This is a genomic window from Paraglaciecola sp. G1-13, assembly GCF_055809255.1.
Genome location: NZ_CM147903.1, coordinates 1409200 through 1425827, shown reverse-complemented (window position 1 = coordinate 1425827; position 16628 = coordinate 1409200). Strand labels below are relative to the sequence as shown.

Genomic DNA, 16628 nt, shown 5'->3' with positions numbered 1-16628 from the left:
TTATGCTAGTGTATTCTAGTCATTTATCAGCTCACGGTGAAGTATGAACAACGACAACGGACAAATTGATTTTGCCACAGTATTGGCCTCAGCGGTGCACGACATGAAAAATTCTTTGTCTTTGCTGATCCAATCCATTGAAAACCTTGGGCTGACACTTAAAGGCCAAGATAATGAGGTTGGTGAGCACTTTGCTTCTGCCCATTACGAAGCTTCTCGTTTAAATACTGGGTTAGTGCAATTATTATCGTTATACCGAGCAGGCATGGATAATATGCCGCTGAATATTGACGAGCACTACGTTGAAGATGTTGTCGATGAAATCCTTGCTACTAATGAAAGTTATATAAATCACAAAAAAATCAACCTAAACGTTGAGCAAGAGCCCGACTTAGTGGGATACTTCGACGCTGATTTAATTTGCTTGTTGCTCAATGACATGCTGATCAATTCTATGCGTTACAGTAACCAGCATATATTGCTCAAAGTGTTCAGCGACGATAACCACCTTATATTTGAAGTACAGGACGACGGCCCAGGTTACCCTCAAAGCATGTTAGAAGCCAACACAGTGACCATGCAAAATTATGACATAAGCCAAGGCCGCACAGGGCTTGGCTTATTTTTTGCTAGATTAATTGCAGAGGCGCATAAAGCGCAAGACTGTAGCGGCTCAATTTCGCTCGCCAATGGCGGCAAATTGGGCGGTAGCGTATTTACCTTAAAAATTCCCGTTTAGCATAATTGTTGTATGCATAACCAGGTTAGTGGCGAAAAATAGAGTAATAAATGATTTTCCCTATAATAATTGTTCTCATCGTATCTCTCATTGTCATGGCGATTATTGTCAATGCCGTGCAGCAGCACCGAAACAAAGTGGAGGCTGAGAAACGCGTAGAGGTAGCAAAACAAAAAAATGTCATTGATGAAACAGAAGAGATTTTACTCGCCACTGAGCACATCACCGTTAGTCAGCAACTGAAGTTTATTTTTCAGCAACGTATCGTCAATGCCCTTAAAATTATCGCTCAAGTAAACCCTGGCGTAATGGACATCAGCAGTCGTATTGAAAATGCCAGTAATAAGCTTAAAGAGCTGTCAGCAAATCAAGAGCCTGTTTCGACGGATAGCTTCAACCTGCCCAATAGCGATAAACAAGTGGTCGTTTACATCAAATGCGTTAAAAAAATGCGCGGGTTGCTGCGCTCTGAGTACACCAAAGGCCGCGTAGACAGCAGTGCCTTTATGGTAGAAGACAAATATTTGGAACGCTTACAGCTAAGAGCGAACGTAGAAACGCTGATGCGCCGCGGCGAATCATCTATGCAAGCCCAGCAACTCGGCTCTGCTCGTCAGTGTATTGAGAAGGCGATTACGGCGTTAGACAGCCAATCTCAGCCAGACGATTACATTATTCAGCGTAAGCAAGAGCTCGAACGACAACTTAAGCAGATTCAAGACAGTTTACGCAGTGCAAACACTGAAGATGTGCGTAAACGAAAAGAGTCTGAACGCAACGAGCTTGACGAGCTATTTTCCGAAAAGAAAAAGTGGTAATCGTTTTTATATTGTCCCGCTAACCCTATTGATACCTAAGCGACGTTCACTCTGCTAATGGTTGCTTTATCACCCAGTCCCACAAGGCTTGCGCCGAAACGGACATATTGCCCTGCACCTTTTTAACCATGCCCACTCGCTTACTCAATCTGTCTCCTTCGATCGGTAAGCACCTCAATCCAAGTCGCTGCATTTGCTGCTGGCATAGCCCCGGCACAATAGACACCCCCAAACCATGCTCTACAAATTGCCCCAGTGTCGCTAATTGCGATGCCTCAGCCACCATATTTACCTTGAGCTCTAGCGCTTCGTAGTGGTTGTCGACCCATCTGCGAATGGCCGACCCTCTATTCATGGCAATAAAGGGAGACTGCGCTAACGCATTCCACGTGACGCTGCTTTGCTGACTCAACGGGTGTAACTTTGGCAGCACGGCAATAAACTCGTCGGTGAACATGGGATGAAACAGTAGGCCGTCTAATTGTTCGGTTTCAAAGGTAAAACCCAGCGCCACTCGTTCCTCAGAAACGGCATTGATGACTTGCTCCATTACAATATCCGCCACGGCGACCTTGACGTTAGGAAACTGAGATTGAAACGCTCCTAAAATCGCCGGTAAATGCCTTACAGCAAACGAGGGCATCGCGGCGATAGACAACTTTCCTCTTCCCATTGAAAACACTTGCTGCAAGTCGCCAAATGCATCTTGCCAGTCATTCATCAAGCGTATTGCTACAGGTAAGAAGTCTTGGCCTTCAGGACTGAGTTGCACCTTACGTGTGGTGCGTGAAAACAGCACCCCACCCACTTGCTCTTCCATTTTTTTGATGGCACTGGACAGCGCAGGCTGCGAAAGAAACATCTTTTGCGCAGCTTCAGCAAACGTTGCCGATTGCGCCACTTGTATAAACGCTTGTAGTTGGCGATACGAAACATTCATGAGGGAGTTACTCGAAGCTTATTAATAAATTTTATTTATTAATAAGCATATTAATTCAACTTTACTATCAAAAGATAGTCTTTATATTGATGTTAAATAAACGTAAACAAGGAATTAACATGGCAGGTTTTGATAAAGTTGTAGCCAGCTACGCAGAAGCGATGGCAGGTTTAGAGGACAATATGACCGTCATTGCTGGCGGGTTTGGCTTATGCGGGATCCCTGAAGGCCTAATTGGTCAAATGAAAAAAATGGGTACCAAAGGTCTTACCATAGTGTCGAATAACTGTGGCGTTGATGGCTTTGGCCTAGGCCTTTTGTTAGAAGACAAACAAGTCAAAAAGATGATTTCGTCTTACGTGGGAGAAAACGCCTTATTTGAACGCCAGTTGCTAGACGGCGAGCTTGAAGTCGAGCTCACTCCCCAAGGCACGCTGGCAGAGAAAATGCGCGCTGGCGGTGCCGGCATTCCTGCTTTTTATACGGCAACCGGATACGGTACGCCTGTAGGTGAAGGTAAAGAAGTCAAAGAATTCAACGGCCGTCCTTACATCATGGAAGAGTCTATCGTCGGTGACTTCGCCATTGTTAAAGCCTGGAAAGCAGATCGTTATGGCAACTGCATTTATCGCCACACCGCACAAAATTTCAACCCTATGGCAGCCACCGCGGGCAAAATTACCGTATTAGAAGTGGAAGAATTAGTTGAGCCTGGCGAACTTGAGCCTAGCCAAATTCAAACTCCAGGCATATATATTGATCGCGTTATCGTCGGGAAATTTGCGAAACGCATTGAGCGCAAAGTTTTAGCAAAAACCAATAACGAACTAGGGCAATAGGAGAGCATCATGGCACTATCAAGAGACCAAATCGCCATGCGTGTGGCACAAGAATTTCACGACGGTGATTACATTAATTTAGGGATCGGTATTCCTACCCTTGCCGCTAACTTCGTACCAGATGGTATGCAAGTTATGTTGCAATCAGAAAACGGCTTGCTTGGCATGGGGCCTTACCCCACAGAAGAAGACGTTGATGCGGACATGATCAATGCAGGTAAAGAAACGGTTACCGCTGGCGTAGGCGCATCGATTTTTAGTTCAGCTGAAAGCTTTGCTATGATCCGCGGCGGCCACGTTGATGTCACCGTATTGGGCGCATTTGAAGTTGACGTAAGCGGTAGCATTGCCTCATGGATGATCCCAGGTAAACTGATTAAGGGCATGGGCGGTGCTATGGACTTAGTGGCCGGTGCAAAGAATATTATTGTGACCATGACCCATGCAGATAAACATGGTAATTCGAAACTCCTTGAAGCATGCACCTTGCCCTTAACTGGCGTGAACTGCATAAACCGTATCATCACCGATTTAGCGGTGATTGAAGTGAAAGACGGTGCATTTCATTTACTAGAGCGCGCACCGGGCGTTAGCGTTGAAGAAATTAAAAGTAAAACCGCTGGTCAGTTGATTGCCGGTGATAACGTGCCGGAAATGCGCGTGTAATAACGCGTAAAGTGCGTAAAATAGAAAATAAAGCTCCATAAAATGTGCGGCAATTGTATAATGCGCCCAATCCCTTTTTAGAGTATTTATTTTTTGCAATTTAGCGATCTACCATTAGACCACCGCTTAAGTAAGGCCTTAGAAATAAAAGGCTTTACCGAAGCAACTGAAATTCAAGCGCAAGCCATTCCTTATGCCCTTATGGGTAAAGATTTGATTGCTTCGTCAAAAACAGGCTCAGGTAAGACCTTGGCTTTCCTGTTACCGGCTGTGCAAAGAGTGTTGACCAAACAACCTCTTAGCCGTAAAGATCCTCGTGTACTTATTCTTGCACCGACGCGGGAACTAGCGAAACAGGTCTTTTTTCAGCTTAAATGGTTGATTGCTAAGCATCAGTTAAAAGCGGCGCTCATTCTTGGCGGTGAGAACTTTAACGATCAGGTGAAAGCCCTACGCCATTACCCGCAATTTGTAGTGGGTACTGCCGGCCGTATTGCCGATCACTTAGCGGGTAAGTCTCTGTATCTGAATGGGCTTGAAATGCTCATAATGGATGAAGCCGATCGTATGCTTGATTTAGGCTTTTCTGAGCAATTAAAACAAATCAATGCGGCTGCGGATCACCGTAAACGTCAGTCAATGATGTTCTCTGCCACATTAGACAACGCTGCACTACATTATCTCACGCAATCGATGCTCAAAGCGCCCCACCGTATTAGCATTGGTATTTCTAGCGCTGAGCATAAAGATATACAACAACGCTTTTTCCTAGCCGACAATGTGATCCATAAAGAACGCTTACTGGCGCATATGATCAACGAAAAAGATCATCGTCAAGTGATTGTATTTACTGCAACCCGCGCCGACACCGAACGCTTGTCGAGTCTATTAAAAGAACAAGGTTTGTATAGCATCGCCTTGAGTGGGGATTTAAGCCAAGGCCAGCGCAATAACATCATGAGTGAATTTGGTCGCGGCCAACAACACGTATTGGTGACCACAGACATTGCCTCTCGTGGGTTAGATTTACTTAATGTTTCTTTAGTTGTGAACTTCGATTTACCCAAACTCGCAGATGAATATGTGCATCGAGTAGGCCGTACTGGACGCGCTGGTAACAAAGGTGAAGCGGTATCATTTGTTGGGCCAAAAGATTGGGCGAGTTATCTTTCTATCAAAAGCTTCTTACAACAAGAGGTCAGCTTTAGTGAAATTGAAGGGCTAGAGGCGAAATTCAAAGGATTACGCCCGCCTAAGAAAGCCAAAACGCCTGTTAAAAAAGCGTCAGGTAAGGCTGCGCATAATAGTAAAGCGGGCTCTGGGGCGAATAATCAAGGGCCTGACCGGGTTAAACCCATGCAAGGCACGGAAGTTGGCGACCGTCCAATGAAGCGTAAACCGCGGCAAGTTATTCAAGACGACGATAACGAAGAATAAAGCCGTGATAACGCGGCTCTGGTCGATAGCTCACCGTCCAGAACCGCATTTTTGAGCTGATTATATTTTCGCTTGTGCTCTGACAGCTATTATCGCTTTAGTCCCTCTATTTCCACGCTTCAAAGAAGTCTGCAACATCGCGATTTGGTTTAGATGAGGCATCCGTCATCGGTGTTCCTAAGTATAAAAAGCCGACAATTTCATCTTTTTCAGCGCACCCAAGCGCCTGTTTAACATTTTCATCTTGCGCATAACTGCCTGTACGCCAGATTCCATTGAACCCCTGCGCGACTGCAGCCATTTGCATGGCGTGCACAGCACACGAGGCAGAAGCAACCTGCTCAACCCAAGGCACTTTGGGATGTTCCACATATTTTGCAATCGCTACGATCACCATAGGTGCACGCTTAGGTAATTGAGGTGCTCGCTCTATCTCTTTCTCAGTCATATCAGCATCAATTGCTGCTTGTTCAAAAATATCACCCAGCTTTGCTAGGCCCGATTTTTCACACACAATAAACCGCCATGGCGCTAAACACGCATGATCAGGGGCGCGAAGTGCGGCTTGCATAATATTGGTTAATGCTTCACCTGACGGTGCAGGGGCTTGTAATCTAGGATGAGAGCTACGATTAAGCAGCAGGTTTAAGGCGTCCATAGAATAAAAATACCTCAAGGAAAATAGAATGTAGGCAATCAGTATGGCGATTATCACAACTCGGAGCAATAAAAAAAGGCGCCCAATGCGCCTTGATTTTTATAGTAATTGTGCCCTATTGAGGCATAAATTTTTTACGTAGAAAGTAATCCACACTGGTGAATTTACCACCACCTGTGAAGAACAACGACAACAACATAAAGAAATATGTCATGGCAAACTCAATGCCGTTGTTCAAGATCACAAACTTACCACTTGATGTCAGCCAGTTGTAATTCCCATGCTCTTGCAACAAGCTTTTAGCTGCGGCTAACTTATCAGGTGCGCTCATCACATTTTCATTCAGCATGATCGTACCATCTGATAACCAACTAGAGGCATCAGCTATCGCTGGCCAGCCGTTTGGCCAATGCACAGAAAATGCAGCAACAAGCATAGTAAACATTAAGGGAATAGACGCCCAGCGGGTGGCAAGTCCTACTAAAATGAAGATACCGCCGAGCAATTCAGCTGCTATCGCTAATGAGGCCAACAACGCAGGGGCGGGTAATCCTAGGCCGTAATCTGGACTGGCGAACCAATCAACGGTATTGTCAAAACTACCCAGTTTTGTCCAACCAGCTTGGATCATGATTGGCGCTAAATACAAACGAAGTAGCAAGGGTGCAATGCCCTCAAAGACGGAGGTTTTTTCTAGTGTGCGCTGTGCACCTGTGACTAAATTCAAGACGCTCATAAAGGTTCCAATAAATAATTTGCTACCCATTAGATAGCAGATATTCAAAAAAACTTTCAATCAATGCCAACAATAATTAGTCTTACTTAAGTCGTATCCTTCAAACTGCAGCGTTAATAGCTATGCAGCTCCCACCTTAATGAGTAAGACAATGAGTGCAACTTATTTATTCGATTGGGGAGACACCCTTATGGTAGATTTCCCTGACGCGCTAGGAAAAATGCATCTTTGGCCCACGGTCAAATGCATTGACGGTGCAACTTCAGCCTTAAGTCAATTAGCGAAAAATAGTGCCATTTATATCGCGACTAATGCAGCCGACTCTGATGAACATGAAATCAAGAAAGCATTTGAGCGGGTCGAATTAGCACAGTACATTTCAGGCTATTTTTGTTTCGCCAACACTGGCTTAAACAAAAGCACACCTGCGTTTTATTTAGAAATAATAAAAAATCTAGGTGTCGCCCCCAAAGATGTAACGATGGTGGGAGATACCTTTGACAAAGATATTCGCCCTGCACTGGCAGCCGGTCTTCGTGCTATTTGGTACAATCCATCAAACATCGATGCAACGACAGCGGCAACAGTCGCAAATATCCCTATAAAAGAAAGGCCGTCTTTTTGCGAAGTACACCACTTGGATGAATTGCATGCTTAGGCACGTTCGTTCAGATAACAGTGATTGTCAGCATTATCGCGTAGGTACGCCGCTGTGGAATTTAAAATCAGTATCAGGTTGCACAATGAGATCCGCTTCCACTTCCCCAAAAAATGCAATTCGCTGTGATATATCCTTGCCTGCAATGTCAGTCGCTAATGTCAGATAATCTTGATAATGGCGCGCTTCAGAGCGCAGTAGCGAGATATAAAAATCGCCTAAGGGCTTGTCTAAAAATGGCGCTATTTTGGCAAAACGTTCACAAGAGCGCGCTTCAATGTAAGCACCGCAAATCAGCTTGTCGATGAGGGCATCAGGCTCGTGGGTTTTAACATGGCGTAAAAGCCCTTTTGCGTAACGACTCGATTCAATTTTGTCATACTCAATATCGTAGCGATTCATCATCTCGAGAACTTGATAAAAATGGTGCAACTCTTCGCGAATGAGCATCACCATTTTATCCACTAAATCTTGGCCGTAGCGACTACCTGTTTTAACCAGCATAGATTTATCTAACTTTAACTTTTCAAGCTCTTGCCAATCGCCAATTTGACGATAAGCAAAATCCTCATAAGGCTTTAACCAGGCCAATAAAGCTTTTGCACTGTCGGCATCTACCGCATAACGACGAATTAAAAACATCGCGCTTTGCGCTGCCTTTAACTCACAGATCAGGTGATCCGTCAGCAATACCGCTAGGTTTTCTTTTTTAACGGCTGCGGTGACCCACTCGTCTGGGGTGTCGCATTTCAAAAACGCTTTGATGGGGGCTAATAGGTTTTCCAAGCAGCAAACAACCTTACATAATTTTTGTGAATAAATACCGCAGCATATACAACTGACACGCTCGGGAAATTGGCGCGCAGTACTATACCATAAGCGGTGTGATGATGAGCCGCGCAGCTTACAATTTATCGATGATCCACTCTATCTGTAAGCTGAGGCTATTGATTACTGTTCACTTCTTTTACTTACTGACGCTAATAGAACGCCTGAATAACAGAATGCTCGCAACAAAAAATGCAGATCCCAAACCGAGAATTTTTAGCATTTCAGGTAATACGATCACCATGTTCGCTCCTCTAAATACCACCGCTTGAGCGAATGCCATGTAATGGCGTGAAGGCAGTAACCACGTCACTGGCTGAATCACCTCAGGTTGACTTTCAATGGGCGTTAGCCCGCCGGACAACATCATGATGGGTATGATGACCATCAGCAGTAATAAGGCGAACTGTGCCATGGTACGTGCAATTGTCCCTAGAAAAATCCCTATCGCCGCAGCTGCCAGCAAGTACAACGCCGTGCCACCAAAGAGTAAGAATCGAGAGCCTGCAATGGGCACGTCCAAAATCCATTCCACTACAAAAAAAGTAGACAGGATAAACGACACCAAGATGATAAGACCGTTTGCCCAGACTTTTGACATCACGATTTGAAAAGAGGTCAGTGGCATCACCAGTAAATGTTCAATAGTGCCGTGTTCTCTTTCGCGCAGCAACGCTGCCCCAGTTAAGATAATAGTCAGCATAGATATCTGATTAAGCAGTGCATTAATTGCCCCAAACCACATTCCCGTGCCGTTAGGATTAAACGCTCTGCGTTGCACCAATTCAACAGGATATTCGGTGTCTTCATCAGAGCGAGTGATATAGTGATTTACCTCATCGGTCACAATATTTTGAATATAGGTATTGCCTAAACTGGCTTGAGTGACTGCCGTGGCATCAATATTGATTTGCACACTGGGTCGTTCGCCTTTTCTTACATCGCGTTCAAAATTGGGCGGAATACTAACGACAAACATATAGGTATCGCTGTCCATCGCATCGTCAATTTCGGATGGTGAAATAAGGATTGGCACTTTAAAATAAGGTGGGTACAACGCATTCGCTATGGCGCGAGACAACGCAGAGTGGTCTTCATCGACAATTGCCACAGAGGCATTGTTCACAGATTCGCTTGTGGCTGTTGATTGTGCGTAAATCGCCAAACTAAATGAGTAAATAATGAGTAGAAGCATGACGAAATCACTCAATACACTGCGCAATTCCTTTAGCCCTAACCAGTAAATATTTATCCATGCTCTCATCAACTAGGCCTCCTGCTTTTTAAGAAACAACGCAGTCACCACCACAAAAACGGGTCCAAAAATAGCGAGAACATATATATCATTCATCAACTGCCACACACTTAGTCCCTTAGTAAATGCAGCAACGCTAAGGTGCATGTAATAGGTGGCTGGCCATAACGTACCAATAATATACCCTCCCCCCTCCAGAGTAGAAGTAGGTTGGATCATGCCGGAAAACATTACGGTAGGCATTAGGGTTAAAATGGCCGTAGCAAACACCGCAGCCACTTGCGTGTTGGTGATTGAGGAAACCAATAAACCAAAGCCCGTTGCTGCAAAGACATAAAAGAAGGCGCCGAGCATCAACCCCGTCACACTTCCAGTTAGTGGCACTTTGAGCAGGTAGACCACCAGCAGGGTTAAGGTCACAAAATTAATCATACCGATAACGATATAAGGCAGCTGTTTACCCAATAAAAACTCAAAACGCGTGGTCGGCGTAACAAAGAAATTGGTTATTGTGCCAATCTCCTTTTCCCGCGCCATACTGACAGCCATCAATATGGCAGGAAACAATAACAACAACATGGCAGGGGTTTTAGGCCCCATAGAAAAAATCGTTTCAAAGGTCGGGTTATAACGGTACCTAGGTTGAAGGTCTACATTCGCGTAATCGTCTATGTCATAACCTTGCTCAGCAAAGAGCTGGGTTAAATACGCAACATGCACACCCGACACATAACCTTCAATGGTACCCGCCCGCGTGGTATTCGCGCCGTCAATCCAAGCAGAAACAGAGGGTGTTTCACCTCTAATCAGGGTGCGACCAAAACCAGCAGGAATTTCCAGCGCCAGGGTAATTTCATTCGACTGCATACGTCTTTGCAGATCATCTTCACTTTGAATACTCGGCTTTTTAATAAAATACCTCGAGCCCTCAAAATGGCTCAGGTACTCGCGACTTTGGGGGGTACGGTCATTGTCATAGGCCGCGTAGGTCAAATCCTCTACATCAAGAGATATACCATAGGAAACCACGAGCAACAGCAATGCACTACCGATAAAAGCAAATGTTAAGCGCACTGGGTCGCGCATCACTTCCATGATTTCACGGTAGCTAAAAGCGAGCATACGTTTAAGACTGAAAACACTATCTGTTTCGGTATTTTTCGTATTTGCGGCCTCATCTGATGCCCCCTCTAGCGGCTCCAGTAGCGACGCCGAGGGTTTAGAAGGAATGTTGGTCAAGGGCACGTTCGGTTCTTCGTTCTCAGGTGCTTCTTTTTCCCCAATGGCTTCCTCTAAATAGCCAATGAAGGCTTCTTCTAATGTAGACGCGTGTTTGGCGGCAACAAGGTGCTTAGGCTCGTCATACACTAATACCTTTCCAGCATGCATAAGCGATATGCGATCGCACCTTAGGGCCTCATTCATAAAATGAGTTGATATAAAAATAGTGACTTTATCTCTGCGTGATAATTCCACTAATAAACGCCAAAATACATCCCGAGCAACAGGATCTACCCCCGAGGTCGGCTCGTCTAGAATGAGCATTTCAGGCTCATGAATAACGGCAACAGCAAGTGAAAGACGTTGACGGATCCCAAGGGGCAATGATTGGGCTTTGGTATGCAACTGCGATTGTAAATCAAACCGTGTTACCAGTGTACGAATCCTCTGTGCTGTTTTCTCTTTGGATATATGGAACAAACGAGCATGTAATAATAAGTTTTCATACACTGTCAGCTCGGTGTACAAAGAAAACGCTTGGGACATAAACCCCACCCTCATGCGGGTCAGCATATCACTCGCGTCAACTTCTTTACCAAACAGAAACGCTTTCCCAGAGGATATTGGCAATAAACCCGTAAGCATTTTCATGGTCGTGGTTTTTCCACATCCATTGGAGCCTAAAAAACCGAAAATCTCTCCTGCTTTTATTTCAAAGCTAACATCATCCACGGCCACAAAGTCGTCAAACTTGCGGGTGATACCTTTGGCGATAATCGCGGGTTTTTCGGTTGATACTTCAAGTGGAGGAATAACGAGCTTTTGTGTATTTCCTCGTTTTTCTGGTGGGAGTAACGCCACAAAGGCACTTTCGAGATCATCAGTGCCGGTAGAGGTTTTTAGAGCTTGTGGTTTACCAGAAGCAAGAACTTTGCCCGCATCCATAGCAACAAGCCAATCGAATTCTTCCGCTTCATCCATATACGCGGTGGACACCACAACACTCATTTGATGCCTTTGTGAGCGAATTTGCGCAATAAGTTGCCAAAACTGACGTCGAGATAAGGGGTCGACCCCAGTCGTTGGTTCATCGAGGATCAGCAGGTCTGGATCGTGAATAAGAGAGCAGCACAACCCCAGTTTCTGCTTCATACCACCGGATAATTTCCCTGCTGGACGGTGCAAAAATGATTCAAGTCCGGTGGCTTTAGTGAGCTGCGTGATGCGTAAAGCGCGCTCTTGCGATGTTTGACCAAATAACTTAGCAAAAAAATCCAAGTTTTCTTCTACGCTCAAATCAGCGTATAGGTTTTTTCCAAGACCTTGGGGCAAATACGCGATTTTAGGGCCGGCTTTTTTACGGTGGACTGATGAGCGCATGTCTCCATTTAATACCTGCAATTGGCCGTCTTGTAATTTTCGGGCCCCAGAAATAAGCCCTAATAATGTCGACTTTCCGACGCCGTCGGGCCCGAGAAGGCCCACCATCATGCCGGCAGGAATATCCAACGTGATGTCATTTAGCGCTTGTACATCGCCATACCTATGATTGATTCCCTGCAAGCTTGCAAGCAATGGCGCAGAATCTGACGTTGCCATTAGCGAGCGCTATTATCGTTAGATACGGTTTCTTTAGGTAATTTCTGTAAAAACACTGGCCAGTCAGCCAAAGGCTCATTGTCCAGCGTATTAAGTCGAATGTAAGCCACTCCCCTTACCCCTGTTTTTACCTTTTCGATATGCTTCAGCACAAGCGCTTGTGGGATGCGAACTTTGATCCGAAACATCAGCTTTTCACGTTCAGTCGCCGTTTCCACTTGCTTAGGGGTGAATTGAGACTCTGGCGATACATAGCTCACGGTTGCAGGAATGGCGATATCAAGCACATCCAATTTGACACGCGCCTCGGCCCCCATTTCCACACGATGAGCTTGCGCTGTCGGTAAAAATATCTCCATATATACATCGGAAAGGTTAATCAAAGTTATCACAGTACCAACGCTGCCAAGGACTTCACCAGGCTCAGCTAACCGATAAAGTACCCGGCCAATGGTAGGGGAAACAAGCGTGGCATCATCAATTTGTGTTTGTATTTCTTCCACTACCGCTTTGGCTGCATCCACGCTGCGCAATTGCGATACTTTTAACGCTTCAGCGGCTTCAACGTTGGCAATAGCCACTGCCACGTTACTTTCGCGGGTATCTAGGGTTTCTTTACTGATATTATTTTGCTTAATAAGCTGCTTTGCTCTGGCTAGCTCTTGTTCAGCTAGTCGCTTTTCTGCCTTGGCTTGAGCAATTCCAGCATTGGCTGATGCCACTTGGCTTTGTGCAGCGGCCACGTCGGCCTCATAGCGCAGAAGCTGAGCGTGTAACTGCTTGGTATCGATTTTTGCAATCGTTTGCCCCTGTTGTACTAAGTCGCCTTCCTGAGCATAAATTGCCTCTACTCGCCCGGCAATCTTAGTAGATACATCAACTTGAACGGCTTCAACACGTCCATTCCCTGAAGCAAACCCAACGATTGCATCAGAAGAATTAAAGTAATGCCAAGCGAAATAGCCAGCAGCAATAACGGCCAATAGTAAAATAAGTGAGAGTAACTTTTTCAAGGTGCTATCCAATGTTGATGTTTAAAACATTTCGCAAATCGTACGCTACATATTACGCCAATGAGGTCGCAAGAAAATGACACGAATCAACTTGAAGACAGATTTTTAGAGGCAACTATAAACGCAATGAAAAAGCGCAGGATACAAAACAGATCGTCAGGCTCGTTGAGAAACCACGCCAAGACATATCAAATCTAATAAAACGGCTAATACTAAGGTAGAAAACGAAAACTGTTGACGAATTAACCAACCTACAACAGAATGAACGTTAATTAGTTGTAAATTAATTGTTAATAACAAAAGAGCGAGTAACTATATGATTTTGAATCACCTGTGGGGGTTGTATGCCCATCCTAAAGAAGAATGGCACAGCATTGATGACCGTCACGAAACCTATTTTTACAGCTTAAGTCACATCGCCCTAATATCTCTTATTCCCGCTTTAATGACCTACTACTCTACCGCGTATTTGGGTTGGAGCATTGGTGTTGGCGACACAATCAAACTCACTAAAGAAAGCGCTGCTATTATGAGCGCCGGTACCTACTTGGGCTTAGTGGTCGGCGTTCTAGCCTTATCTGTGCTAATTCACGAGCTGGCGAAAGCGTTCGACTCGACACCCACTTATACCCAGTCACTTGAACTCGCAGCTTACACGGCAACCCCGTTGTTTATGGTAGGTTTTGCGGCATTTTATCCTGTTTTATGGTTTGTCATGATGATCGGTTTAGTGGGCCTCACCTACTCGGTGTATTTACTTTACACCGGCACGCCTATTCTTATGCACATCCCTGAAGAGAAAGGCTTTATTTATGCGAGCTCTGTGGTGACCTGTGGTCTGGTACTATTAACTATTTTGATGGCTGCGTCCGTTATCTTGTGGAGCATGGGCATGGGGCCAGTCTTTACTGGTTAAATTTTTTCTGGTTAGACGTTTATTGGATAAGACTTTATAGAATCAGTATTGACCGCATAAGCGACTGTCCGCCAAAAGATATGCAAACAGCAGATACAAAAAAGCGCTGAATAACAGCGCTTTTTTTATGTTTTAAGAACACAATTTTCGTTTAGTCTTCCTGCATATTGTGCATTTCAAGGTTGCTTAGCTCAGTTTGAATGCCAGCGTTTTTAGCCCCCTCATTACGCAATGTATCAATACGCTCCAAGTAATGTTGATCCACATCACCTGTAATATAGTTTCCATCAAAGACCGACGTTTCAAAGCGATTAATAACTGGATTAAGTTCAGTCACCGCTTCAACTAAATCGCTGATGTCTTGGAATATCAAACCATCGGCTCGGATCAAATCGCTAATTTCCTCAATCTCACGACCATATGCAATCAATTCGTTCACCGAAGGCATGTCAATACCGTACACATTAGGGAAACGAATTTCAGGCGCCGCCGACGCAAAATACACTTTCTTCGCGCCAGACTCACGCGCCATATCGATGATCTGCTCTGAGGTAGTGCCACGCACAATCGAATCATCCACCAGCAATACATTTTTACCGGCAAACTCAGAGGGGATGGCATTCAATTTACGACGTACCGATTTACGACGCATGGTTTGCCCAGGCATGATAAAGGTGCGACCAATGTAACGGTTTTTCACAAAACCTTGGCGGTATGGCAGGTTCAACTCAAGTGAAATCTGTAGGGCGACATCAGTTGATGTTTCTGGGATAGGAATGACAACGTCTATATCCAAATCCGCCCACTCTCGAGCGATTTTCTGACCTAGCTTACGACCCATATTAACGCGTGACGCATAAACCGAAATACCATCGATAAAAGAATCTGGGCGGGCAAAATAAACGAATTCGAAAATACAAGGAGCATTAATTGCCCCATGCGCACATTGTTGGGTGTGCAATTCGCCGCTTTCGGTCACATAAATAGCTTCACCTGGCGCCACATCACGGATAAACGTAAAACCCACGGCATCCAATGCAACACTTTCAGAGGCCACCATGTATTCGTCGCCAAATTCAGTTTTGCGTTTGCCCAGAGCCAGAGGACGAATGCCAAATGGGTCTCTAAAAGCCAGCATGCCGTTACCTATGATTGCAGCAACAACAGCGTATGCACCACGCACTTTTTTGTGCACTGTGGTCACCGCTTTGAATACTTCTTCTGGGGTTAGGCTTAACCCTTCACAGTTGTGGAGTTCATGCGCAATAATATTGAGCAATAATTCGGAGTCAGACGTGGTGTTAATATGGCGTTTAGCAATGCGAAATACGTCATCTTTTAGCTCATGTGCATTGGTTAAATTACCATTGTGGGCAAAGGCAATACCAAAAGGTGAGTTAACGTAGAAAGGTTGCGCCTCTGCAGAGCTAGAACTGCCGGCTGTAGGATAACGTACATGACCAATACCAAACTGACCTGTGAGTCGCTTCATATGACGCGTGTGGAAAACATCGCGCACTAACCCATTGTCTTTACGCAGATGAAACACACCCTCGTCTATGGTGACAATCCCTGCTGCATCTTGCCCCCGATGTTGCAATACAGTCAGCCCGTCATACAAGGACTGGTTTACTGGACTTTTACCTACGATTCCGACAATACCACACATGTGAGTTACCTTTTTAAACGGTTTTGTTAAATGGGTTTGATGAAGCTTGAGTTACCTTGCAAATATTGAAAGAACCACTCTATCACTAAGCTGAATTCTGGAATAAGTAATGATGTTTTCCATCCATCGGCATCAGCTAATGGGGTAAACGTATCGAGAAAAAAGAGCAAAGCGCTGACGATCAAAACGCCACGTAGCACACCAAATACTGCACCAAGTGCACGATCAGTGCCTGACAAGCCTGTGTAGTGTACTAGCTGCGAAATCAAGTAATTGAGTAATCCGCCAAGGATCAAAGTCGCCACAAACAAAATAGCAATCGCCACGCCGTTGCGAATAGTTTGATCATCAATGCTAGTTAGGTAGGTCGCCAAGTCCGCATAAAAACGACTGGCAATAAAGAAGGCGCAAAACCAGACAGCGAGTGAGATTGCTTCTTTAACAAACCCACGTACTAAACTGATAACGGTGGAGAGCAGAATGACGCCGATGATGGCGTAGTCTATCCAGTTCATAAAAATTGATAAATCCGCTGGTGATGCATAACGTGGATCAAAAACCTAATCTTCACGCCATAACACTAAATTCGCGCGCATATTAGCAAAACTCATGACTAAAATCTTGCTAATTTTAGTA

Annotated in this window: 16 protein-coding genes; 7 read left to right on the top strand and 9 right to left on the bottom strand. The window is 45.0% G+C overall.

Annotation, left to right across the window (positions count from 1 at the left end):
* The first annotated feature begins 43 nt into the window (after positions 1-43).
* Positions 44-739: a sensor histidine kinase gene (locus AC0L6N_RS06090; protein WP_473479860.1), complete on the top strand. Its 696-nt coding sequence runs from the start codon at positions 44-46 to the stop codon at positions 737-739.
* A gap of 95 nt (positions 740-834) precedes the next feature.
* Positions 835-1557, top strand: coding sequence for a hypothetical protein (locus AC0L6N_RS06085; RefSeq protein ID WP_473481266.1), 723 nt, complete (start codon positions 835-837; stop codon positions 1555-1557).
* A gap of 46 nt (positions 1558-1603) precedes the next feature.
* Here AC0L6N_RS06085 and AC0L6N_RS06080 read toward each other — a convergent pair whose 3' ends face one another.
* The gene (locus AC0L6N_RS06080; protein ID WP_473479857.1) at positions 1604-2497 is read right to left on the bottom strand and encodes a LysR substrate-binding domain-containing protein; all 894 of its coding nucleotides are present in this window, start codon (positions 2495-2497) and stop codon (positions 1604-1606) included.
* 119 nt (positions 2498-2616) lie between these two features.
* Here AC0L6N_RS06080 and AC0L6N_RS06075 point away from each other — a divergent pair, with 119 nt between their 5' ends.
* The 3 genes from AC0L6N_RS06075 to AC0L6N_RS06065 all read left to right on the top strand — a co-directional run bounded on the left by AC0L6N_RS06075 (position 2617) and on the right by AC0L6N_RS06065 (position 5439).
* Positions 2617-3336 carry a CoA transferase subunit A gene (locus AC0L6N_RS06075; protein WP_473479854.1) on the top strand — a complete coding sequence of 240 codons (720 nt, stop codon included), beginning with the start codon at positions 2617-2619 and terminating at the stop codon, positions 3334-3336.
* A 9-nt stretch (positions 3337-3345) separates the two neighbouring features.
* The gene (locus AC0L6N_RS06070; protein ID WP_011574450.1) at positions 3346-4002 is read left to right on the top strand and encodes a 3-oxoacid CoA-transferase subunit B; all 657 of its coding nucleotides are present in this window, start codon (positions 3346-3348) and stop codon (positions 4000-4002) included.
* Between the two features lie 93 nt (positions 4003-4095).
* Entirely contained in the window at positions 4096-5439 is a 1344-nt protein-coding gene (locus AC0L6N_RS06065) for a DEAD/DEAH box helicase (RefSeq protein WP_473479851.1), read from the top strand.
* A gap of 106 nt (positions 5440-5545) precedes the next feature.
* Here AC0L6N_RS06065 and AC0L6N_RS06060 read toward each other — a convergent pair whose 3' ends face one another.
* Positions 5546-6097 carry an NAD(P)H nitroreductase gene (locus AC0L6N_RS06060; RefSeq protein ID WP_473479848.1) on the bottom strand — a complete coding sequence of 184 codons (552 nt, stop codon included), beginning with the start codon at positions 6095-6097 and terminating at the stop codon, positions 5546-5548.
* Positions 6098-6212: 115 nt separating this feature from the next.
* Complete coding sequence (locus AC0L6N_RS06055; protein WP_473479845.1) at positions 6213-6833, bottom strand: HvfX family Cu-binding RiPP maturation protein; 621 nt, start codon at positions 6831-6833, stop codon at positions 6213-6215.
* A 151-nt stretch (positions 6834-6984) separates the two neighbouring features.
* On the opposite strand from AC0L6N_RS06055, the gene AC0L6N_RS06050 reads away from it, so the two are divergent.
* Positions 6985-7491 (top strand): HAD family hydrolase, encoded by a 507-nt coding sequence (locus AC0L6N_RS06050; RefSeq protein WP_473479842.1) that lies wholly within the window; start codon positions 6985-6987, stop codon positions 7489-7491.
* A gap of 33 nt (positions 7492-7524) precedes the next feature.
* On the opposite strand, the gene miaE is transcribed toward AC0L6N_RS06050, so the two are convergent.
* From miaE to AC0L6N_RS06030, 4 genes are all read right to left on the bottom strand, one after another.
* Complete coding sequence (gene miaE / locus AC0L6N_RS06045) at positions 7525-8277, bottom strand: tRNA isopentenyl-2-thiomethyl-A-37 hydroxylase MiaE (protein WP_011574445.1); 753 nt, start codon at positions 8275-8277, stop codon at positions 7525-7527.
* Positions 8278-8458: 181 nt separating this feature from the next.
* Positions 8459-9583, bottom strand: coding sequence for an ABC transporter permease (locus AC0L6N_RS06040; RefSeq protein WP_473479839.1), 1125 nt, complete (start codon positions 9581-9583; stop codon positions 8459-8461).
* Positions 9584-9586: 3 nt separating this feature from the next.
* A complete protein-coding gene (gene rbbA / locus AC0L6N_RS06035; RefSeq protein ID WP_473479836.1) occupies positions 9587-12394 on the bottom strand; it encodes a ribosome-associated ATPase/putative transporter RbbA in 2808 nt (935 codons plus the stop codon).
* The gene (locus AC0L6N_RS06030; protein ID WP_473479833.1) at positions 12394-13407 is read right to left on the bottom strand and encodes an HlyD family secretion protein; all 1014 of its coding nucleotides are present in this window, start codon (positions 13405-13407) and stop codon (positions 12394-12396) included. Before AC0L6N_RS06030 ends, rbbA begins: the two co-directional genes overlap by 1 nt.
* Before the next feature lie 316 nt (positions 13408-13723).
* On the opposite strand from AC0L6N_RS06030, the gene AC0L6N_RS06025 reads away from it, so the two are divergent.
* Positions 13724-14323, top strand: a complete 600-nt coding sequence (locus tag AC0L6N_RS06025) for a Yip1 family protein (RefSeq protein ID WP_011574441.1) — start codon at positions 13724-13726, stop codon at positions 14321-14323.
* A 151-nt stretch (positions 14324-14474) separates the two neighbouring features.
* Here the strand turns inward: AC0L6N_RS06025 and purF are convergent, their stop codons facing one another.
* The gene (purF, locus tag AC0L6N_RS06020) at positions 14475-15992 is read right to left on the bottom strand and encodes an amidophosphoribosyltransferase (RefSeq protein WP_473479830.1); all 1518 of its coding nucleotides are present in this window, start codon (positions 15990-15992) and stop codon (positions 14475-14477) included.
* Positions 15993-16018: 26 nt separating this feature from the next.
* Positions 16019-16507 (bottom strand): CvpA family protein, encoded by a 489-nt coding sequence (locus AC0L6N_RS06015; RefSeq protein ID WP_011574439.1) that lies wholly within the window; start codon positions 16505-16507, stop codon positions 16019-16021.
* Positions 16508-16628 lie beyond the last annotated feature (121 nt).